Origin of the sequence: Saccharibacillus sp. O23, from assembly GCF_002205895.1 — a bacterium.
Taxonomy (GTDB): Bacteria; Bacillota; Bacilli; order Paenibacillales; family Paenibacillaceae; genus Saccharibacillus.
Map to the genome: position 1 here is coordinate 75,146 of NZ_NJDE01000021.1, position 21,312 is coordinate 96,457.

The 21,312-nt window shown below is 58.5% G+C and carries 18 protein-coding genes and 1 riboswitch; of the genes, 6 read left to right on the forward strand and 12 right to left on the reverse strand.

Annotation, left to right across the window (positions count from 1 at the left end; translation table 11 throughout):
* Positions 1 to 36 precede the first annotated feature (36 nt).
* Positions 37 to 504, forward strand: a complete 468-nt coding sequence (locus CDO73_RS21220) for a MarR family winged helix-turn-helix transcriptional regulator (RefSeq protein ID WP_088490530.1) — start codon at positions 37 to 39, stop codon at positions 502 to 504.
* 201 nt (positions 505 to 705) lie between these two features.
* Here CDO73_RS21220 and CDO73_RS21225 read toward each other — a convergent pair whose 3' ends face one another.
* Together CDO73_RS21225 and CDO73_RS21230 are read right to left on the reverse strand one after the other, a co-directional pair.
* On the reverse strand, positions 706 to 2,133 hold the full coding sequence (locus CDO73_RS21225; protein ID WP_088490591.1) for an MDR family MFS transporter: 1,428 nt from the start codon (positions 2,131 to 2,133) through the stop codon (positions 706 to 708).
* Between the two features lie 304 nt (positions 2,134 to 2,437).
* The gene (locus tag CDO73_RS21230) at positions 2,438 to 2,740 is read right to left on the reverse strand and encodes a hypothetical protein (protein ID WP_088490531.1); all 303 of its coding nucleotides are present in this window, start codon (positions 2,738 to 2,740) and stop codon (positions 2,438 to 2,440) included.
* A 263-nt stretch (positions 2,741 to 3,003) separates the two neighbouring features.
* On the opposite strand from CDO73_RS21230, the gene CDO73_RS21235 reads away from it, so the two are divergent.
* Positions 3,004 to 3,483: a GAF domain-containing protein gene (locus tag CDO73_RS21235; protein WP_088490592.1), complete on the forward strand. Its 480-nt coding sequence runs from the start codon at positions 3,004 to 3,006 to the stop codon at positions 3,481 to 3,483.
* 101 nt (positions 3,484 to 3,584) lie between these two features.
* Here CDO73_RS21235 and CDO73_RS21240 read toward each other — a convergent pair whose 3' ends face one another.
* From CDO73_RS21240 to CDO73_RS21255, 4 genes are all read right to left on the reverse strand, one after another.
* On the reverse strand, positions 3,585 to 4,733 hold the full coding sequence (locus tag CDO73_RS21240) for a glycosyltransferase family 2 protein (protein WP_088490532.1): 1,149 nt from the start codon (positions 4,731 to 4,733) through the stop codon (positions 3,585 to 3,587).
* Positions 4,734 to 4,972: 239 nt separating this feature from the next.
* Positions 4,973 to 5,698, reverse strand: a complete 726-nt coding sequence (locus CDO73_RS21245; RefSeq protein WP_256972798.1) for a phosphatase PAP2 family protein — start codon at positions 5,696 to 5,698, stop codon at positions 4,973 to 4,975.
* 198 nt (positions 5,699 to 5,896) lie between these two features.
* Positions 5,897 to 7,228 carry an Nramp family divalent metal transporter gene (locus CDO73_RS21250; protein WP_088490533.1) on the reverse strand — a complete coding sequence of 444 codons (1,332 nt, stop codon included), beginning with the start codon at positions 7,226 to 7,228 and terminating at the stop codon, positions 5,897 to 5,899.
* A gap of 178 nt (positions 7,229 to 7,406) precedes the next feature.
* Entirely contained in the window at positions 7,407 to 7,925 is a 519-nt protein-coding gene (locus tag CDO73_RS21255; RefSeq protein WP_088490534.1) for a DUF402 domain-containing protein, read from the reverse strand.
* A gap of 289 nt (positions 7,926 to 8,214) precedes the next feature.
* Between CDO73_RS21255 and CDO73_RS21260 the strand changes: the two genes are divergently transcribed.
* On the forward strand, positions 8,215 to 8,658 hold the full coding sequence (locus CDO73_RS21260) for a GNAT family N-acetyltransferase (RefSeq protein WP_088490535.1): 444 nt from the start codon (positions 8,215 to 8,217) through the stop codon (positions 8,656 to 8,658).
* Positions 8,659 to 8,756: 98 nt separating this feature from the next.
* Here CDO73_RS21260 and CDO73_RS21265 read toward each other — a convergent pair whose 3' ends face one another.
* A complete protein-coding gene (locus CDO73_RS21265; protein WP_088490536.1) occupies positions 8,757 to 9,077 on the reverse strand; it encodes a branched-chain amino acid transporter permease in 321 nt (106 codons plus the stop codon).
* A gap of 1 nt (position 9,078) precedes the next feature.
* Complete coding sequence (azlC, locus tag CDO73_RS21270; RefSeq protein ID WP_088490537.1) at positions 9,079 to 9,807, reverse strand: azaleucine resistance protein AzlC; 729 nt, start codon at positions 9,805 to 9,807, stop codon at positions 9,079 to 9,081.
* Between the two features lie 107 nt (positions 9,808 to 9,914).
* Between azlC and CDO73_RS21275 the strand changes: the two genes are divergently transcribed.
* Positions 9,915 to 11,309, forward strand: coding sequence for an aminotransferase-like domain-containing protein (locus tag CDO73_RS21275; protein ID WP_088490538.1), 1,395 nt, complete (start codon positions 9,915 to 9,917; stop codon positions 11,307 to 11,309).
* A 653-nt stretch (positions 11,310 to 11,962) separates the two neighbouring features.
* Here the strand turns inward: CDO73_RS21275 and CDO73_RS27370 are convergent.
* From CDO73_RS27370 to CDO73_RS21295, 4 genes are all read right to left on the reverse strand, one after another.
* Complete coding sequence (locus CDO73_RS27370; protein ID WP_088490539.1) at positions 11,963 to 13,120, reverse strand: helix-turn-helix domain-containing protein; 1,158 nt, start codon at positions 13,118 to 13,120, stop codon at positions 11,963 to 11,965.
* 226 nt (positions 13,121 to 13,346) lie between these two features.
* A complete protein-coding gene (locus CDO73_RS21285) occupies positions 13,347 to 15,407 on the reverse strand; it encodes an acyltransferase family protein (RefSeq protein ID WP_088490540.1) in 2,061 nt (686 codons plus the stop codon).
* A gap of 193 nt (positions 15,408 to 15,600) precedes the next feature.
* Positions 15,601 to 16,191, reverse strand: a complete 591-nt coding sequence (locus tag CDO73_RS21290) for a M15 family metallopeptidase (protein ID WP_088490541.1) — start codon at positions 16,189 to 16,191, stop codon at positions 15,601 to 15,603.
* Between the two features lie 237 nt (positions 16,192 to 16,428).
* Positions 16,429 to 17,655, reverse strand: a complete 1,227-nt coding sequence (locus tag CDO73_RS21295; RefSeq protein ID WP_088490542.1) for a TraB/GumN family protein — start codon at positions 17,653 to 17,655, stop codon at positions 16,429 to 16,431.
* A gap of 150 nt (positions 17,656 to 17,805) precedes the next feature.
* A riboswitch (purine riboswitch) is annotated at positions 17,806 to 17,905 on the forward strand.
* Positions 17,906 to 18,017: 112 nt separating this feature from the next.
* On the opposite strand from CDO73_RS21295, the gene ade reads away from it, so the two are divergent.
* Positions 18,018 to 19,790, forward strand: a complete 1,773-nt coding sequence (gene ade, locus CDO73_RS21300; protein ID WP_088490543.1) for an adenine deaminase — start codon at positions 18,018 to 18,020, stop codon at positions 19,788 to 19,790.
* Between the two features lie 318 nt (positions 19,791 to 20,108).
* The gene (locus CDO73_RS21305; RefSeq protein WP_373446997.1) at positions 20,109 to 21,236 is read left to right on the forward strand and encodes a type II asparaginase; all 1,128 of its coding nucleotides are present in this window, start codon (positions 20,109 to 20,111) and stop codon (positions 21,234 to 21,236) included.
* Positions 21,237 to 21,312 lie beyond the last annotated feature (76 nt).

The window sequence follows — 21,312 nt, forward strand, 5'->3', positions numbered from 1 at the left end:
AATCCATCTACCAAAATTTGAAAGGGCGGAGACGTAATGATTCATAGCCAAGCGCGCGATACCGAATTGTCGCTGCATCTATACCGCGTATTTGCCAAGTCGTTTAAAAGCGTCAGCGAACATGCCGTGAGCGGCAGCAAGATTCAAGGATTCAATCCGACGGCGTTTGCCGTGTTGGAAGTGCTCTACTTCAAAGGACAACAGCCGATCCAGCAGATCGGAGCGAAGCTCCTGCTGCAGAGCGGCAATGTCACCTACGTCATCGACAAGCTCGAACGCCACGGCATGCTGGTTCGCCATCCTTGCCCGACCGACCGCCGCGTGATCTATGCGGAACTCACCGATAAAGGCAGAGCCTTGATGGACGAAGCTTATCCGCATTATGCCGAGCGCCTCACGAACGCGCTCAGCGGACTGGAAGAAGACGAGAAGCTCCAATTGATTTCCCTGCTGAAGAAAATGGGAATGGAAGCCGAAAGACTGTCCCCGTCGGCGCGCAAATAAATGCGTCGCCCGATCGGCGGGAGTTTTTCGGGTCGAATGACGTTCTTGTAAGTGAAATTTTTCTCAATGTTGAGTTTGATTAAGAAAGACTAACATCAAGCGCGATATCCCGCAGCAAAAGACGATTCCCGTTTCGAGACACGGGAGATCGTCTTTTTTTGCCGGAAAACGGATCTCATTCTTCGCCCGAACGACGGACGCTTATTCGCGCGGAGCCGGCGGACGTTTGCTTAACGGAAGCACGGCCAACAGACCGAGCACCGTCAGAATCAACATGATGACGAACAAAGAATGCAGCCCGCTCTCGAGCACGCCCGACAGACTGCCGAGCTTCTCCGGCGACATCTCCGCGCGGGTATGCTCCGACAGCAGCGCATTGATATCGCTCTCGCTGACGCCCGCGCCGCTTCCGCCGGACAGCAGCGACGCGTTCAGCAGCGTGCCGAAAAAGGCGACGCCGAGCGTCTGGCCGAGCGTGCGCAGAAACGTGTTGAGCGCCGTCGAAGCGCCGCGCATCGAATAGCCGACCGAAGATTGAGCCACGATCGTGAATACGGTGAGCGACATGCCGAAGCCCACGCCCAGCACCAACATGAGCAGCGGCAGCACGTAGACCGGCGAATCGCCGTCGATCAGCGTCACCCCGGCGATGCCGGCCACGAGCGCGACCAGCCCGATCACCGCCGCGCCGCGCGCGCCGTTCTTGGCGATCATGCGCCCGCCCACGAACGAGCCGGCGATCCAACTGAACGACATGGGCGCGAGCAGCATGCCCGACAGTACCGCGCTTCCCTGCTGCACGCCCTGCACCCAGAGCGGTACATACGTCGTCAGGCCGATCAGCAGCGTGCTGACGAAGATCGCCGCGATGCTGGAGAACGTGATATCGCGGATACGGAACAGCTTAAGCGGTACCAACGGTTCCGCCGCGCGGCTTTCGATCCATACGAACGCGATCAGCATGACCACCGAACCGGCCAGCAGCGCGAGGATCGACGGCGAAAGCCAAGAAGCGTTCTCTCCGCCGGAAGTCAGAGCCAGCAGCAGCGCGGTCATGCCGATCGTGAACGTCGCCGCTCCCGCCCAGTCGATCTTCGCTTTTTTACGGCTGCGTTCTTCTTTCAGGAAGACCATGATGAACAGGACGGCCAACAGACCGAACGGCACGTTGATGCCGAAGATCCAGCGCCACGAGAAGGTATCGACCAGATAACCGCCGAGCAGCGGGCCGACCAGCGACGCGATGCCCCAGACCGAACTGATCATGCCCTGAACGCGGCCGCGTTCTTCCATCTTATACAGGTCGCCGACGATCGTGAACGTCACCGGAATCACCGCGCCCGCCCCGATCCCCTGCAAAGCGCGGAACGCGATCAACTGCTCCATGCCGCCCGCGAATCCGCACAGCGCCGAACCGACGATAAACAGAAGGCAGCCGATCAGAAAGATCGGCTTGCGGCCGAAGAGGTCGCTCAGTTTGCCGAAGATCGGCGTCGTGACGGCCATCGTCAGCAGATAAGCCGCGAACACCCAGCTCATCAGCGAAGCCGCTTCGAATTCGCCCACGATCGACGGAGTCGCCGGGCTGATGACCGTTCCTTCTACCGCCGCCAGAAAAGTCGACAGCATCAGGCCGGCCAACACGTAATTGCGTTTGTCTTGCTTGGATTTCACTTTTGCTTAAGCCTCCGTTCTTCTTGCTCCGGCCGCCCGATCTTTCTTTGCGAAAAACGATTCGGGCCGCGCTTCTCCTATCTTACCACGGCGAAACGCCGACGGTTGCGGCAAAAGGCAGGGATTCGTCGAAATCGGCCGGCTTCCGACGCGTCGCTCCTCGTTTGCGCAATAAAAACCCCGATCCGCCTCGAAAGGCCGAATCGGGGAGACTCGTCGGCGAATCGCCGCATGGTCCGATTGAACGAAACTTCGCTTGTTATACGCGGGCAGCCCGGCGCGGACGTTCCGCGGACAGCACTTCCGAACACATGCTGCCGAGCGAATCGCGAACTTTCCGAAGTTCGTTGATCCCTGCTCCGGTCAAGGTATACTCTTCCCCGTGGGCGGTAAGCAGATTTTCGGCAGCCAAGTTCTCAAGTTCCTGCTTGACCTCTCGGTCGGCAACCCGGTAACCGGCCTGCTCCAGTCTGGGCAGCGCTTCGCGGATCGAAATGTCTTGCTCTTCCGCGTAGTGCAGCAGGTGAATCCGGATGAATAAATTCTGTGTTGCGGCCTGCATATCGCCTCTCCTCCATTCTGTGAACCGCTGTCGCACTCGCGCGGAAGTCTTCGATTCCGATCCGGCGACATGGACAGCGTATGAGTTACCCAGTACTTACCCTGCATATTCGGACAGGAAACATGCGCGGCGCGCCTCTCTGCGCATTGACAATTTCCGCGGAAAGCGCCTTAATGGAAGAAGTCGGCGCTTTCTTTCGCAGAAAGCCGCCGACTTCTATGATCCGTCAAGAAATCCGTCCGCGAATAGGAGGCTTACCGCACATGTTCGAAACGCAAAATTACGGCGGCACGCGCGAAGAAACGTACGCGACCGCTTTGTCCCAATTGAAAGCCCTGATCGACGGCGAGCCCGACCGCATCGCCAATCTCGCGAACGCTTCGGCGCTGCTCGCCCAGTGCCTGCCCGATACCAACTGGTCCGGCTTCTACCTGTACGACGGCAAAGAGCTGGTGCTCGGTCCGTTCCAAGGCCTTCCGGCCTGCATCCGCATCCCGATGGGCAAAGGCGTTTGCGGCACGGCCGCGCAGACGCGCGAAACGCAACTCGTCGAAGACGTGCATGCTTTCCCGGGCCATATCGCCTGCGACGCCGCCACGAACAGCGAAATCGTGGTTCCGTTGGTCAAAGGCGGCGAGCTGATCGGCGTCTTGGACATCGACAGCCCGGAACATGCCCGTTTCGATCAAACGGATCAAGAGTTCTTGGAAGAATTCTCCCGGATTCTCGTCGCGCAGCTGTAAGTTCGCGAGACAGATCAGCGCATAAGAAGAACCGCCGCAGGCCGCTGCGGCGGTTCTTCGCGTTCCTTTTTCCGTTTGCTCGCATACAGGTCGAAATAGGTTCAGGAAGTCACTTCGCCGCGCTCGTAACGAGTTCCGCGCCAGAACACGCCGCCCCGGATCGCCGCGCCCGCCGCCCCGCGAATCGAACCGGCAATCAGCAGAGCGCCGACGAGCGGATACAGAAGCCCGTACCAGAAGCCGCTGCCCGAGCGGCGGGAATACACCGCCTGCACGCTTACGATGGCGGCAATCGCGAGTCCGCACAGCAGCCTTTGCCACCACGGTCCGGTCCAGACGCCGACGAACGGCAGGATCATGGTCAGCAGGCACATCAAGCTGGCTATGATCGCCTGACTGAAACGGAACACCGATTTTTCCATGCTTCGAATCAACTGTCCGGCCGTTTCGTACCAGTTCCACACCGTCACCCGGTCCCGTCCGAACAGCACGTCCTGCCGCAGCCCTTTTTGCTGTACCTGCCGTGCCAGCTCGTTGTCGTCGGTCGTATGCATTTTAAAAGCTTCGTGCGTGCCGATCCCGACGTAAGCTTCGCGCCGGATCAAATTGAACGCGCCTACGCCGAGCGTCTGTTTGGCTGCGGGATCTTTCATTTTCCAGAGTTGGCCGAACGCGACCGCGCTTTGGAAAATAAAAGCCGCATACGGTTTGCAAACGAACTTCGGACCTCCGAATTCCGGAATCAGCGTCAGATGATCCAATCGGTTTCGCCGAACATAACCGAGAGCTTCGGAGATCGCGCGCGGATCGAACAGAATATCGGCATCCGTAAACAGCAGCCATTCTCCTTCCGTTTGCGCGGCTCCGAGAGCCAGGGCATGACTTTTCCCGAGCCAGCCTGCCGGCAGTTCGCGGACGTTCAGCACCCGCAGCCGATCATGCCGGCGTTCCAGCTCTTCGAGCAGCCGAGGCGTATCGTCGTGAGAACGATCGTCGACGACTACGACTTCAAGCTGTGGGTATGTTTGCGCAAGCAGCGACTCCACGCAGCGGACGATCGCTTTTTGTTCGTTGCGCGCCGCCACGACGACCGTGATCCGTTCGGACGGTACGGTCCCTTCGTTTTCGTTTTCCGATTCGTTCTTGAGCAGTCCGATCTTATTGACGTTAAGGAAGAACGGAATTGCGCTTCCTCCGTACATCAACAAAGCCAGCGCGCCTGATACCGTAAACAGGATCATCCAGAACATTCTGCACCTCGATTCGAATTTTTAGTACGATCGTTCTAATGTTGGGAAGATTTTAGACAGACGGGTCCGGATACGGGGATTTCCCTAAATTTTGAACGAACGTTCTAAACCGAATATAACAAAAAGCTTTCGGGCTGTCCAGTCCGCCTCCTACTTCGATTTTCTGCTTTTCTTCGCATAAAAAAACCGGCTCGCCGTCAAAACGGCGGCCGGACAAAGGCCGATCTCGCAAGCGCCTCTTACAGACTCGCTTTTCCGCTTACGCGCTCCTGACGATCCGCTTCGGACATCCCGCCCAGACGGCGCTGCCGCCGATGGCGCCAGTATTCGAACGATCCGATCGTCAGCGCGAGCCAAGCGCCGCTGGCGATATAACCGCCGAGAACGTCGCTCGGGTAATGCACGCCGAGATAGACGCGGCTGAGACCGATCGAGAGCGTCAGCAGGACGCAGAGCGCCAGAGCCGCAATCCGCCAGCCCATCGGACGGATCATGCGCCATAACAAATACGCCAATATGCCGTACAGCGCGAACGCGCCCATCGAATGGCCGCTCGGAAAACTGTACGAATATTCTTCGGCCAGACGGTGAATATCCGGACGGTCGCGGCGGAACAGATTTTTGAGCAGGATATTCAGCAGCGCGCTGCCGCCGGTAGCGATCAGCACGAGCAGCGGTTCCCAGCGCAGCTTCGGAACGATCAGCAGAAACAACAGCAGGACGACTTCCATCACGATCACGACTTTGGTGGAACCGATCCAAGACAACGTCTCGGCCGTCTTCGTCCATCCCGGCGCTTCCTGCGCTTGCACCCGTCCGATCCATCTGTGGTCGAAATTGATGACGGACTGATTATCCGAGCCGACCAGCATGGCGATCAGCACGAACGTGACGGCCAACACGCCGAAGCCTATGAAGCATAAAGCCGTATGCCTCATCGAGGCTTTGGTTTTCCATTGCGGCATTTCTTTTCCTCCGAAGTTCATCTTGAATTTTATCGATTTCTTATCATACCATCGCGAAAGCTTTACATTCAATTTACGTTTCTCGCCATCGAATTAAACAATCGGATGCCAAGTCGAACAAAAAAAACCTTTCGCTTTATGCGAAAGGTTCGTTTTTTGTGCCAATCGTCCCGACCGACCTGCAACGGCGAACGCCGTTCAGAAGCTCTCGACGACCAGAAATACGTTCAATGCCACGACCAAAGCCACGATGATCCAGCCGAGCACCTGCGTGATCGGGCGATTGACCAATCCGCCCATCAGTTTGCGGTCGCCCGTGAACAGCATCAGCGGCACCAGAGCGAACGCGATGCCGAACGAGAGAATCACTTGGCTGTATACCAGCGCTTCCGTCGCGTTGATGCCGGAGATGATCAGCGCCAGCGGCGGCGTCATCGTGATCGCCCGGCGCAGATAGAGGTTGATCCGCTTGTTGATGAAGCCCTGCATGACCACGTCGCCGGACATCGTGCCGACCGACGAACTGGACAAACCGGCGATCAGCAGCCCGAGGCCGAACGAGATCGCGGTCGCGGGTCCGGCCAACTCGCGGAAATGGTTGAAGGCTTGATCCAGTTCGCTGACTTGAAGGCCGTTCTTGAAGAACAGCGCCGCCGCGATGATCAGCATCGCCATATTGACCGCGCCGGCCACGAACATCGCGAACAGGATATCCATGAATTCCAGCTTGAAAATCTTCTTCTTCTCTTCTTCGTTCCGGCCGACGATCCGGTTCTGCGTCAGCGAGGAATGCAGATAGATCGCGTGCGGCATCACGGTCGCGCCCAGAATCCCGGCGGCCAGCATGATGCTCTCGGTACCCGCGAAGTTCGGCGTGAAGATTCCCATGGCGACCGCGCCCATATCGGGCTTCGCCATGAACACCTGAAACGCGAACGCCAGCACGACGGCGACGACCATGCCCGCGATTCCCGTCTCCAGCGCGCGGAATCCGCGGCGCTGAAGCTCCAAGATCGCGAACGACGCGACGGCCGTAATCAGCGCGGCCGGCAGCATCGGAATCCCGAAGATCAGGTACAAGCCGAGCGCCGCCCCGATAAACTCGGCCAGGTCCGTCGCGATGATCACCAGTTCGCTCTGAATCCAGAGAAAGACGGAGACGCCTTTGGGGAAGCGGTCGCGCGCGACTTCCGGCAGATTGCGGCCGGTCGCGATCCCGAGCTTCGCCGACAGCGATTGGATCAATACCGCCATCAAGTTCGAAGCGAAGATGACCCACAGCAGCATGTACCCGTACTTCGAACCTGCCGTAATGTTGGTCGCGAAGTTGCCCGGGTCGATATAAGCAACCGCCGCGATAAAGGCCGGGCCGAGGAAAGGCAGCAGGCGTTTCAGTCCTTTGGTTTCTCCGTTCAGAACGGCCTGCGCAGCCTGCTCGGTGCGGCTTCTGCCTTCCGCTTGATGACCGACAAGTTCGTTCGGCGCTTTTTCTCTATGCCGCGCTTTCGCGCGTTCGATCTCTCTCTCCATCTTTCTTTCACCTCTCCATCTCTTTCTCTGTCTGCTCTATCTACTTTCCTCAAGCTACATTTGTTACCCGTACACACGAATGTTTCCCGAGTGCAACTTTTTGAGTTGATTATAATCCTTTTCTTTCTATATGTAAACACTTCTATAAAAAATCTCACAGGAAAAAGCGAAGCTGCGATTATAGCTCCGCCGTCTTGCTCGCGATATGACGAATGTAGTCGTTCAGGCTTCCGTCGAACGGAAAGCGTTTCTTCTCGACTCGTTCTTGCAGAGACTTCAGCGAATCTCTGGCGTACTGCGACAGTTCTTCCGGGTATCGCAGCCGAATCCGATTGCTCTCGAACTCGTCTTCGTCCACCACATGCCAACCTTGCGTTTCGTTCCAGAGCAGGTCCAGATCGAGATCGACGAAGCTTACATGGTCGCCTTCCCGCACGCAGGGCCGCGAGACGTTGCAGTAGATCGAGATCATTCGCCCTTCGGCGATATCGAAACTGACGGTATATCCTTCGTGCAGCGCGTAGACTTCAAGCGAAGCATGAGGAATGCGGAACGTCTGCCCTTTGGTATGATGTTTGAGCTTCCTCCCGGCCGCCCCTTCGGCGATCAAGCAGCCTTCCCGTTCGCCGAGCAGCGTCATCTCCCAATCGTAATGCGCGATATTGCCGTATTTGAGGGCATGCAGATGCAGGATCATGTTTCCTTCCTTTCCGACTCTCTTTTTGTTTTTCAATATAACACCGCGACTTGGATTTACATAACCCGCCTTCGACTTTTATAATTCAAATTAAAACTAGGGCGTGTTTGAAAACTCCGAAGGAGGCAGATTTCGACGAATTTTCGTTCTCAACAAGGAACTTTTTCGCAGGCGTGCCGGGGCACGTCAAGAGAAAGTGACGCAGTGGAGGGCGAAAAGGCGGTGAAAGATGCACGTCGCCTGAGTTTTCAAACACGGCCTAAACTTCAGATCGAGGAGACTTTAACTTATGCAGTGGCATCTCAAATCGTTTGAACAGCTGACCGGGGACGAGGTCTACCGGATTCTTCGGGCACGGGTGGACGTGTTCGTGTTGGAGCAGGCATGCCTCTATCCGGAAGTGGACGGCAAAGACCCTCGGTGCATGCATCTGTTTGCGGAAAAAGACGGGGAGATCGCGGCTTACTGCCGACTGCTGCCGCCCGGCGTCGCGTACGAACAAGCGTCGATCGGACGCGTATTGGTCGGCAGCGGCTATCGCGGGCAAGGACTGGCGCAGGAGCTGATGCGGCGCGCGACCGCTTTTCTGGCCGAAGAATTCGGCGAGCACGCGGTCAAGATTCAAGCGCAGCATTATCTGGAAAAGTTCTACGGCACGTTCGGTTTCCGTCCGATCTCGGACGTGTACCCGGAAGACGGGATTCCGCATGTGGATATGCTGCTGAGCCGCTGATTGTCGAGTGATGCAGAAAAAAGCGAAAAGCCCGAAGATCCGCTCCCGCACGGAGAGGTCTTCGGGCTTTGCTTTCTTTCTATAGAAGCGCTTTGCGGCTACAACCGAATCAGAATCATGTACAGAACCGTTCCCGCCGCGATCGACAGAAACATGTTCTTTTTCCACAAATGCAGCCAGACGACCACCGCTACCGACACGAGTTCGGGCAGTCCGCGGCTTCCGGCCAACACGTTCACGTCTTTAAGGCTGTATACGACGAGCAGGCCGATCGCGGCGGCGGGCAGCACGCGTCCCAGATAACGCACGTAGTCCGGCGTCGGTTTGCCCGGCGGAAAGACCAGAAACGGCAGGAACCGCGTCGCCATCGTACCCAGCACGACGATCGCGACGATCATGACTTGTTGGATTACCGTCATCTTACGCGCATCCCCCTTCTTTGGCCGCGGCCGTTTTGCGTTCCATCGCTTTGCGCGTCAGCGTCAGCACGGCCAGAATCGCGATCATCGCGGGAACGATAAAGCGGTCCGCGCCGAACGCGATCAAGCTGACGACCGAGACGCCGACGCCCAGAATCGCGCTGTCATGCACCTTCTCTTTCATCCACTGTTCCACGAAGATCACGACGAACAAGGCGGTCATCACGAATTCCAGACCTTTCATATCGAAGTTCACGAACGAACCGAGCAGTCCTCCGATCGTTGCGCCGGCTACCCAATACACATGATTCAGCAGCGTCACGAAAAACATGAACCAGCTTCGGTCGACGCCTTCCGGAATCTTCGCCGAGTAGTTGATGGAGAACGATTCGTCGCACATTCCGAAGATCAGATAAGGCTTTTTCCAGCCGGTGCCTTTGTATTTCTCCAGCATGGAAATGCCGTAAAACAGATGCCGGGCGTTGACCATCAAGGTGAGCAGCAGCGCGCCCAGCGGATTGAAACTGCCGAGAAGCAGGCCGACCGTCACGAATTCCATCGAACCGGCGAAGATCAGCAGGCTCATCAGAAACGCCCAACCCGCGCCGAATCCCGACAGGTTCATGAACACCCCGTAAGCGATGCCCAGAAACAGAAATCCGGCCAGAATCGGAACGGTTACGGGAAAAGCGGCACGAAAAGCAGCCGCTCGATTAAGCTTGTGGTTCATGGTTTCTAACCCTCTCTCCGCATGTAAACTTTTTCGTTTATTGTAGCGGCGTAAATCCATACAATCAATGTTATAATTGTATGGATTACAATTTTGCGAGGTGACTTATGCCGATCAATTCGTTCGTCGATTATCCGATGTCGTGGCGGCCCGACCGCCGGGAACTGGAACGTCCGATCTACCTCTCGCTCGCCCGCATGCTGGAACGCGATATCGCCCGCGGCTTCCTGCCGCCGGGAACCAAGCTGCCGCCGCAGCGGGAATTGGCCGATTTTCTCGATATCAATTTCACTACCGTCACTCGGGCATACAAGACCTGCGAACTCAAAGGACTGCTGCATGCCGTCACGGGCAGCGGCACGTTCGTCTCCGCCACGGCGGCGCGTTCGGTCACCATCTCGCGGGACCGGGTCCCGCTGGAATGCATCGATTTCGGGTTGGTCGCTTCGTTCGAGCAGAGCAACTTCATGGTGGCGGAAGCGACCCGCCGCGTGATCGAACGCTCGGGGCTGGAACGTCTGCTGAACTACGACGACCCGGCCGGGATTCCCCGGCAGCGGAAGATCGCGCTGCGCTGGATGCGCTCGCTCGGCATCACGGCGTCCGATCCCGATCAGGTAGCGGTGGTGTCCGGCGCGCAGAACGCGCTGACGATCGCGCTGCTCGCTTTGTTCGAACCCGGGAGCCGCATCGCCGTGGACGAATACACGTATTCCAACTTTATCGAGCTGGCGAAGTCGCTGCGGATCAAGTTGATTCCCGTTCCGGGCGATCGTTCGGGGATGCTGCCCGGCGAACTGGATGCCTGCTGCCGCGCTTCGGAACTGCACGGCGTGTTCTTGATGCCGTCCTGCTGCAATCCGACCGCGATCTTCGTTCCGAACGAGCGCAGGCGGGAACTGGCGGCGGTCATCGAGGCCCATCGCCTGATCGTGATCGAAGACGATATTCATGCCGCGCTGCTGCTGGGCACGACGTCCGAAGACGGCATCCCGATGCGCGAGCTGCTGCCGGAGCAGACGGTCTACATTTGCAGCACGACCAAATCGATCTGTTCGGGACTTCGCGTCGCTTTTGTCGTGTTCCCCGAAACGATGCGCGAACGGATGCTGCGGGCGATCTATCACGTGAACGTCAAAACGTCGTCGCTCGACGCCGAGATCGTGATCGAGACGATCGACTCGGGCGCGGCGAAAGACATCGTCGCATACAAAAAATCGCTGGCGAAATCCGCCAACGATTTGTTTGCCGAATATTTCCCGCAGCCGGACGATCCGGGACATCCGCTCAGCTTCTTCCGCTGGCTGCGCCTGCCGGAGCCGGTGCACGCTTCCCGGTTCGAAAGCGATCTGCTCGCGCGGGGCGTGCGGGTATTCCATTCCGACCGCTTTCTGGTCGGAAGCGGTTCGCGGGACGATCATCTGCGGATCGCGCTGTCTTCGACCGGTTCGCTGGAGGAACTGCGAACGGGGCTCGAGATTCTGCGCGGGAGCCTGAATTAAGAGGCGCGGGAGAATAGATCTAGTACCTTGACCGCATTGAATTTAAGGTTTACGTTCATTGGAAACACGCACGGTTCAAGCGGGCTTTCCGTAGGAGACTTCGTACACGGGTTAGGTACGAAATCTCAATGAACGTAAACTAACATTTTAAGCGGTCAAGCTACTAGAAGGTCGCGTCGGCAATTCGGCAGCGTAGAACACGCAACCGCCGGCCTTCCGATAGCTACATTGACAAAAAGGCAACGTAGAACACATGATCGACTACCCTGCGATAGCTTCATTGACGAAAAAGCAACGTAGACGCGGAAAACGAGCCTAATTTGGCGATGCAGCGTTTCTACGTTGCTTTTTAAGCAATGCAGGATAGCTGGTAAGCGAAAAAGCATGTTCTACGTTGACGAAAAGGCAATGTAGGACACAACGTCGAATACCATCCGCGAGTCATGCGGTCGAAAAAGCAGCCTAGTGAGTCGACCGCATAGAATCTAAGGGTTGAGCCTTTCAGAAACACGCACGGTTCAAGCGGATTTTCCGTCGGAGACTTCGTACACGGGTTAGGTACGAAATCTCGAAGTGCGAAACCTAACATCTTAAACGGTCAGCGCGGTTGCGCGCGGGTCAGGCGCGGTGCAGAGGCGCGCGGCCGCGAGCGGTCAGCGGCGCGGATCGGCGAACGACGAATGGCCGTCGCCGCGCGGCGCGGCGGGTTCGCCGAAGCGCTCCGCGTCCGGAGCGCGGTCTTCGTCCGCATAGGGCGGCGCGACCGGCGCGGACGGGCTCGGAGCGACCGGCGCGAAAGGCGTGGCCGGACGTGCCGGCGGAGCCGCCGGAGCCGCGAAGCCGTCGCGTTCTTCTGCGGCGGACGGGACTTCGGCCGCCGCTTCGGAGGCGGGGTGCTCCTGCGGTTCGGCCGCCGGCTCGGGCGCGGCCGGTGGGGTCTTGCGCCCGGCGACCATGCTCCGGGCGAGCGAATCCAGCCGGCCGCCGTCCATGAACGGCGCAAGCGCGGCCAGACCTTTGAGGTCGGAGTTCTCCAGCGCCCGGCTTGCCAATCGGCCGACGACGTCCGAGTCGAGGAACGGAGCCAGAGACATCAGTTCGCCGGTGGACAACGGCTCGCCCTCCGTGCGAAGCGCCAGCGAGTTCAAGTTCTCTCGGCTCATGAACGGAGCCAGAGACATCAGTTCCGCGGGCGAAGCCGAACCTCCGCTCAAGCGAGCCACGATCGTATCCAAGCCTTTGCGGCTCATGAACGGCGCGAGCGCCGTCATGCCGGAGACGCCCGAATCGCTATAACCGCGAAGCGCCAGTTCGTCGACCGCCGCCTCTTCCAAGAAAGGCGCCAGCGAGACCAGTTCGGACAGATCGACTTGTCCGAATGCCTTCAGCGCGCATTCTCCGAGTACCTTTTCGCTGACGAAAGGCGCCAGCGCCACCAATTCGCTCAAGCTGACCGGCTGCTCCGTCCGGCCGAATACCGCATCGGCCTGCTTGGCGGGAAGCAGCGGCGCCAGCTCTTGGAACTCTTCGACCGATACTTCGCCTTCTTTTAACGTTTCTTCGACCGGTCCGGCCACGATCTTGCGGACCAGTTCGGAGCCGCGTCCTCCGTTTAAGATCTCGTCGATGCTGACGCCGAAGCTGTCCGCGAGCAGCGGAAGTTTCGATATATCCGGCATCGTCGTCCCGCGTTCCCAACTGCTGACCGCCTGATAACTGATCCCCAATCGGTCCGCCAATTCCATCTGGGTCATTCCGCTTTCTTTGCGCAGTCTTGCGATATTGAGGCCGATCTTCGTCATGTCGAACATGTCTGTCACCCCTTCGGTTGAAATGACTGTAGTGTAGCCCTCGTCAGGCTTTTTGTATATCAAACGGTGCTTGAGCCGCTTCCCGATACGCGACTCAAGCGACGGTTGTATCCGCGCCGAAAAGCGCGAAGCCGCAAGGATCGGCGGCGATTCCCGCTCTTCCCGCTTCTTCGCGCTCTTCGGTTCGCGGCCGACGATCGACGATGATCGCCGCTTAGCCGCCTGTTCATCTCATGCTCAATTCTTTCTTCACGATCGTCCGCTTGATCAGATCGGCGAACGCTTCCGAACCTTCGGGCGTCAGATGCACCCCGTCCGCGGCGAAATAATCGTCGCGGCCCGCGCTTGCGCCGTGCCAATCGATCAACGAGACGTTGGGATATTCGCTCGCCGCTTTGTTCAAGGCTCGGTTTACCGTGCGCTCCCACGAGCGCGGCACGCGGACGGTGACGAGATAGACTTTTTCTTTGTCGCGGAGCGAATCGAGCACGGCCGTCAGGTTCTTCGAGTTGAACGAACCGTTCGTGCCCAATTCGATCACGACGCGTCCGCCCAACTGCCCCTGCGCGCGGAACTGCGCGAGCAGATCGGAAGCTTCCCGCATTTGGCGTCCGATCTTGCCGCTGACGTAGACGTCGGCGATATTCTGTTCCAGATACGGCTTCGCGTCGAGAATGACCGAATCGCCTACGACCGTGTACTTCACTCGGCCGGACGCCGGAGGGACGGCCTCCGGGTTCGAATCCGTTTCTTCTTGCGAAGCCTGCCGCGAATCCGCCGAACCCTGCGAGGCTTCCGTCGAAGGCTCCGCATTCTTCGGCGAACCCGAATCGCCGGTCTGCTCCTGCCCGTCTTCTCCGCCGGACGAATACGTCAGCTTATTCGGCGCGGTCGGCCGGTTGGCCGTGTTCGCCGCAAGCGTCGTAGGCTTCGGCGCGGCGGAGGCGGCGTAAGAAGCCGCCGCTTTGTTCGGCACCGCCGAAACGGTCGTCGCAGGCGGCGCGCCGGTCAAGCGCAGCGCCGCGGCCGTCACCAGCACGGCGCTTGTCAGCAGCGCGGTACGAAGAAGCAGAACCCTGCGCGGACGCCGACGCGTGCTCCATGCGGAAGCGAAGAACGCCCGGAATCCGCGCAGCCGGATCGGGTCTTCGATATATTTCAGCGACAGCGCCGCCAATACGAAAGTCGCGGTCAACTGAAGCGCGATGCGCAGCCAATCGACGCCGTCCGTGTCCACGCTCGGCGTCGTCAGCGCGATCACCGGATAATGCCAGAGATACAGCCCGTACGAATGGCGGCCGATCCAGCGCAGCGGCGCGATCCCGAAGACGCGGGACAGCAGCGAAGCGGGATGCGCCAGCGCGCCGATCAACAGCGCGGCCGCGATCGCTTGCAGCGCCATTCCGCCGCCGTAGAGCGAAGAATCGTATTCGCTCCCCGTCAGCATCGCATAAGCCAAGTACGCCAGCGCCGCAAGGCCGACCGCTTCGAGCGCGAAGCGGGCCGCCGGTCCGATCGCGGCGGACAAGCTCCGGCTCGGCCAGACCACGGCCAATGCCGCTCCCGCCAGCAGCGCGAAAGCGCGCGTATCGGTTCCGTAATAGACGCGGCTCGGGTCGAGATCCGGGTTATACAGAATCGCCATCGCGGCCGCCGAGACGACCGCCAATGTCAGAATATAGACGGTCAACAGCCTTCTGCGCTTCAGCAGCGCGATCAAGCCGACCAACAGCAGCGGCCAGACGATATAGAATTGTTCTTCCACCGCGAGCGACCAGAAATGCCCGAACGGAGACGGCGGACCGAAACTTTCGAAATAAGAGACATGCCGGAAAATGTACCACCAGTTGCTTATGTATAACGTACCCGCGACGATATCGCCGCGAAGGCTTGCCAGCCGGGCCGGATCGGCGAAGAGCAGCCAGACCATGACGGTCGCCATGACCGCGAACATGCCCGGAAGCAGCCGCCGCGCTCGGCGTATATAGAAATCGACGAAGCGGACGGAACCCTGTTCCTGCCGCTGCGACAACAAAATATCCGTAATCAGATAACCCGACAATACGAAAAAGAGTCCTACCCCGAACAATCCCCCGGGGAGAAAGTCCAGATTGAAATGATACGCGATCACGGCAAGCACGGCGACGGCGCGAAGACCGTCCAATCCGCGAATATGCCTTTTGGCTCCGCGCGCTTCGGCGCTGCCGGCCGGACGTACGGAATTCGAAGAAATCGTCGGTCGAGGCCGAACGTTTATATGGGGTGAATCGATTGTTTTTTTGGGCATTGCTGCTGCACCTTTCATACTGAATTGCGAGTCGAACTGTTCTCGTCGCCTATCGTCAAAAGGGCTCATTCCGCACCCGATCTCCGAAAACAGTATCTTCTATTGTACGCTTAAGCGCTCTTCGGCTCAAGGCCGAGCCTCTTTTCGCTTCGTTTATCGCTTGTCTCCCGGCGTCAAAGCGCATCGGACAAAGCTACTCGGTTACGGAACCCTTCGGAAATTTGCCGTGCCGAAGCTGGCGCAGCGTATGCCCGAAATCCATCTGCAAATGCGGATAGTCCGGGAAGTTCTCCCAATCTCCGCCCCAGTCGAAACCTAAAGCTTTGGCCAATTCGACGACTTCCATCCAATCGGAGCGCCCGTTTCCGTTGCCGTCCCGCTCCATGTCCCAGACGATATCGGAGCCGTCGCGCAGCGCGAAATCGATCGCCAGACCGTAATTATGATACGACTGCCCGCCTCGCGCGTTGGTCACGATATTCCCCGCATCCTGACGGCCCTGCCGGTACAGCCGATCCTGCTCTTCGCCGCTGCGAAAACCCGACGTGATCGCGATATCGATCCCTCGGTCCGCCGCCTGCCGCACGAGCCGATCGGCGGCCGCCCGCACGTCGGGATGCAGCGATACGACGCGTTTGTCGCTTCGCGGCACGTCCGGCGCGAATCCGTAGAAGGCCAACGATTTCCAAGCGACGAGCAGCAGAATCAGCAGCGCAGCGGTCGTCAGCAGACGCTTTACGCTCCTTTTCCGTCCTCGACCAGCCGATGGTTTCTTTTCCCGCATTCCCGAATCTCCTTTCTCTCGGTCCGGCCCGAACTCGCAGCCGCCTTTTCCATTACCGCAAAAAAATCCCGTCGGCGCAAGCCGCGGCCTTTTCCTTCTTGCTTGAGGCCAGACGCCGCAAAAGGCGCGAACCCTGCAAGAATAGTAATCGCAAACAAAAAAAGACGCGTTCCGACTCCCCGACGGATGCGGGCGTATCGGAAAACGCGTCTTTTTTCGGTCCTGTCCGAACTCTCGTTATTTGCGCACGACTTTGTATCCTTTGTTTTCGAGCAGCTTCAGCACGCCGTCTTGGCCCAGATAATGCGCCGCGCCCACGACGATGAAGTATTCTTCGGCTTTGCCGCTTTTCAGGTAACCTTCGATCTTGTTCGCCATGCCGACGTTCCGATCCACGATCAGCGCTTTATAGTACTCCGGATCTTCCGCAAGGCTCTGAGTCATGGCAAGCAGCGATTTCTCGTCGCCGCTTTTCCACATCTTCGCCAGATCGTCCGTGCTGTCCGCGATGGTGTCGAAGTTCTCGATCGCCGCTTTGAGATTGCGCTCTTGAAGATCGTCCGACAAGCCGTTGAACATGCTCAATTGCGAGTCGTACGATTCCAGTTCCAGAATAGGCAGCTTGCGATCGATCGCCTGCTGAATGAAATGCAGATCGACGCCTTCGCTCGCTTCGTACCCGGCGTCGCTGGATTTGAGGCTGCCGAGCGTCGTTTCGACCACCCACGGTTTCAACGAATCGAACGCGTTCGCTTTGATGCCGTTGGCTTCCAGCAGTTTGCCGAGCTGTTTGTACGTGTCCGCGGAGATATGATCCTTCAGCGTCGTGCCGTCTTGATAGCTGCCGAGTTTCAACACTTTCTCCTGCTGCGCTTTCGTCGCTTCCTGACTGATGTTGATCTCGACGCCCAGATAATCGGCTTCGGCGAACGCTTTCTCGAATTCTGCCCGCAGCGGGTAGAACGTATTGTCCGCGATATGCATCGAGCCGACCAGATAGACCGTCGTCGGGCCGTTCTTCACTTCCCACATAAATCCGCGCGCCGCTTCGCCGGTCTTGGCCGACACGAGCATGACCGTGCGGGTCGCGCCGTCCCAACGGACGTCATACCCGGTCGCTTCCGCGATCGAACGGACCGGAACGAAAGACACGCCGCCGATCAAGGTCGCTTTGTCTTTCAGCGTCAGCGTTTTGCCGCCGAGAACGATGCGCACCGTTCCGTCCTTGACGTCCTGAAGCTTGGCGCCGAGCGCCTGAGCGGTCAGTCTGACGGGAACGAGCATGGTGCCTTTGCGCGCCAGTACTTCGCCGTACGCGTAATCCAGCGCTTTGCCGTTAACGGTGATCTGGGTCTGGGCGGAAGGTGCTTTTGCCGCAGGCTGCGCCGCGTACGTCGGAACGGAATAAGCCACGAGTCCGGCGGCGGCCGTCAGGGATAACAGCATCTTTTTCCAAGATTTCATCAATAAGAGTCTCCTTGTGTCGAGTGGATTTGGGGTTCCTAAGTCATTTACCCATTTACGCAGAAAAGGAATAGAAGGGTTCAAAGACATATATTTCTGCTTGAGCCGCTCGGTCGGGGTTGATATAATTCTTCCTAATCGATCTTGCGTTCGAGCAAAACCGCATACTTCTGTATAACTCCGTAGATACGGTACGGAGGTCTCTACCGGGAACCGTAAAATCCCGATTACAAACAAATGAACGCCGAATCGCTGCGATCCGGCGCGTTCGAGAACGGCCTCGGCCCATCGGCATTCGCATTTGATTTGTAGTCGGGATTTTTTGCGTTATTCGGATACTTCCTTCCAAAGGAGCGAGTCTTATGTCCACGAATCTATCGAATCTGAACCGCGTAATCGCGGCGGCGGGCAAACGCGTCCCGGCGGATCTCGTCATCGCGAACGGTCGGATTCTCAACGTCTTTACCGGCGGTTGGATGCGCGGCGACATCGCCGTCACCGACGGCATGATCGTCGGGATCGGCGAGTACGAAGGCCGCGAGACGGTCGATGCCGAAGGCCGCGTCGTCGTCCCCGGCTTTATCGACGGGCATGTGCATATCGAGAGCACCATGCTGCTGCCGTCCGAATTCGCCAAAGTCTCGCTGCGCCACGGGGTCACGACCGTCGTCACCGATCCGCACGAGATCGCCAACGTCGCGGGCGAAGACGGCATCCGCTACCTGCTGGGCGATGCCGAAGAAGTCCCGCTGGATCTGTTCGTGATGCTGCCGTCCTGCGTGCCCGCTACGCCGACGGAGAATAACGGCGCGAATCTGACCGCCGACAAACTGTCTCCGTTCTTGTCCGATCCGCGCGTGCTCGGTCTGGCCGAAGTCATGGATTTTCCTTCCGTAGCCAATGCCAGCCCCGGCATGTTGGCCAAGCTGGACGCGGTCCGCTCCGCAGGCGGTCATATCGACGGCCATGCGGCGGGGATCGGGCGCGAAGACTTGAACATCTATAGGGCCGCGGATATTCGCACCGATCACGAAGCCGTCAACGCGCAAGAAGCGCTCGACCGGTTGGAACTGGGCATGTACCTGATGGTTCGGGAAGGCACGGTCGCCAAAGACTTGAAGGCGCTGCTGCCCGTCATCACCGAACGCAACTCCCGCCGCTGTCTGTTCGTGACCGACGACGTGCTGCTCGACGACCTGATCGAACTCGGCAGCATCGACCATGCCGTTCGGCTGGCGATCGCCGAAGGCCTGGACCCGATCATCGCGGTGCAGATGGCGACGCTGAACGCGGCGGAATGTTTCGGGCTGCGCCGTCTCGGCGCGGTCGCTCCGGGTTATCAGGCGGATTTCCTGCTGCTCGACGATTTGAACGACGTCTCGATTCATCGGGTGTACAAAAAAGGCCGGTGCGTGTTCGAACAGCGGCCGGAGTCGGAATCGAACAGCGCGCCGCATACCGGTTCCGCCCTGCCGGGCCCGCGTTCTTCGCACTCGATCCGGCTTCCCGACCTGAACGCCAAGCCCGTGACGGCGGCGGATCTGGCGATTCCGCTGCGCGGCGATTCCCGCGAATGCCATATTATCGAAGTCGTGCCGGGCAGCCTGATCACCGGGCGCAGCGTGCAGACCGTCGACGCCGAAGACGGCTTCTTCGCCGCTTCGACGGAGCGCGATCTGCTCAAGATGGCGGTCGTCGAACGGCATCGGGCGACCGGAAACGTCGGAGCGGCCATCGTGCAAGGTTTCGGCTTGAAACGCGGCGCGATCGCTACCACCGTCGCTCACGACTCGCATAATATCGTCGCGGTCGGGGTCTCCGACCGGGATATTCTGGCGGCGATCGACCATGTCGTCGCTCTGAACGGCGGTCTGGTGGTCATCGAAGACGGCGAGTTGATCGCTTCCCTGCCGCTCCCGGTAGCCGGCCTGATGTCGAACCGCAGTTACGCCGAAGTCTACGAGGAGCTTAAGATCTTGAACCGCAGCCTTCTTCGATTAGGAGCTTCCGAAGACTTCAATCTGTTCCTGATGCTGTCGTTCTTGACGCTTACGGTCATTCCGGAATTGAAGCTGACCGATCAAGGGCTGTTCGAATTCTCTTCCGGCTCTTATATCGATGTCGCGCTTGCTTGAAGACGGGATCGGCCTCTTTCGAACAAGCTTCGGATTCGCGCTCCGGCGGATTCGGGGCTTTTTGCGTTTTCTCCGACAGCCGATCGAACCGCGAATCCCGAGGTCTATCGTTCGCTTTTTCAACAATAAAGTCACTTTACCTTACATGATAAAAGATTTCGTTCGCTAAATCCGTTGACAAGCTATCTAGCGATCCCTATAATAAGCCGCAAGAGTAATATTAATGTTACATAAAGTAACACAAAAATGAACCACACAAAGGGGATGGCTGACTTGAAGGTACAAACGAATGCGAAGAAAAAAATGGGAATCGTTCTGATGTCTGCCGCTCTGATGATGCCGATGGCCGTAAGCAGCGCGTACGCCGCCGATCCGGTCGTGCAAGGAACGGTCGTATCGTCGACTCCCGCTCCGGCGAAGACTACTGCGGCAGCCGCCGCTACGACTCCGGTCACCGCGGCTCTGCCTAACGTCAAGATTCTGGCGACGGGCGGCACCATCGCCGGATCTTCGGCTTCCAACACCGACGTGACGGGTTACAAAGCAGGCGCGCTCACGATCGACACCCTGATTAACGCCGTACCGGAGATGAAGCAGCTGGCCAATGTCAGCGGCGAACAGATCGCCAACGTCGGCAGCCCCGACATCGACAACGCGGTCCTGCTGAAGCTCGCCAAACGCATCAACGAACTGCTCGCTTCCGACGACGTGGACGGCATCGTCATCACGCACGGCACGGATACGCTGGAAGAAACGGCTTATTTCCTCAACCTCGTCGTCAAAAGCGATAAACCGGTCGTCGTGGTAGGCGCGATGCGTCCGGCGACGGCGATCAGCGCGGACGGTTCGTTCAACTTGTACAACGCGGTCAAGATCGCCGGCAGCCCGAAAGCCCGCGGCAAAGGCGTCATGATCGAGCTGAACGACCGCATCGGATCTGCCCGTTACATCACGAAGACCAACACGACCGGAACGGATACGTTCAAATCGGTGGAACAAGGTTATCTGGGCGTAGTGTCCGGCGGCAATGTCTTCTTCTACAACGAGAGCACGCGCAAGCACACGACGGAGAGCGTGTTCGACGTCACGAATCTGACTTCGCTGCCGCAGGTCGACATCTTGTACGAATACCAGAACAACGGCAGCTACTTCTATAACGCGGCGGTCGCGGCGGGAGCCAAAGGCATCGTGGTCGCAGGCAGCGGCAACGGTTCGATGTCTTCCGCTTCGTCCAAAGGCGCAGCCGAAGCCGCCGGCAAAGGCGTCGTAGTCGTACGCTCCACGCGTACCGGCAGCGGCGTAGTCACTCACTCGTCCAGCGACGACAAAGCGGGCATGGTCTCGTCCGATTCCTTGAATCCGCAAAAAGCCCGCATCCTCCTGATGCTGGCGCTGACCAAGACCAGCAGCCCGAGCGAGATCCAAACGTACTTCGATCAATATTGATTCGCGCCGGTCTTTCCTGATCGAAGCGAACGAAAAAAAACGACCCGTAACGAGAACTTCTCGTCGCGGGTCGTTT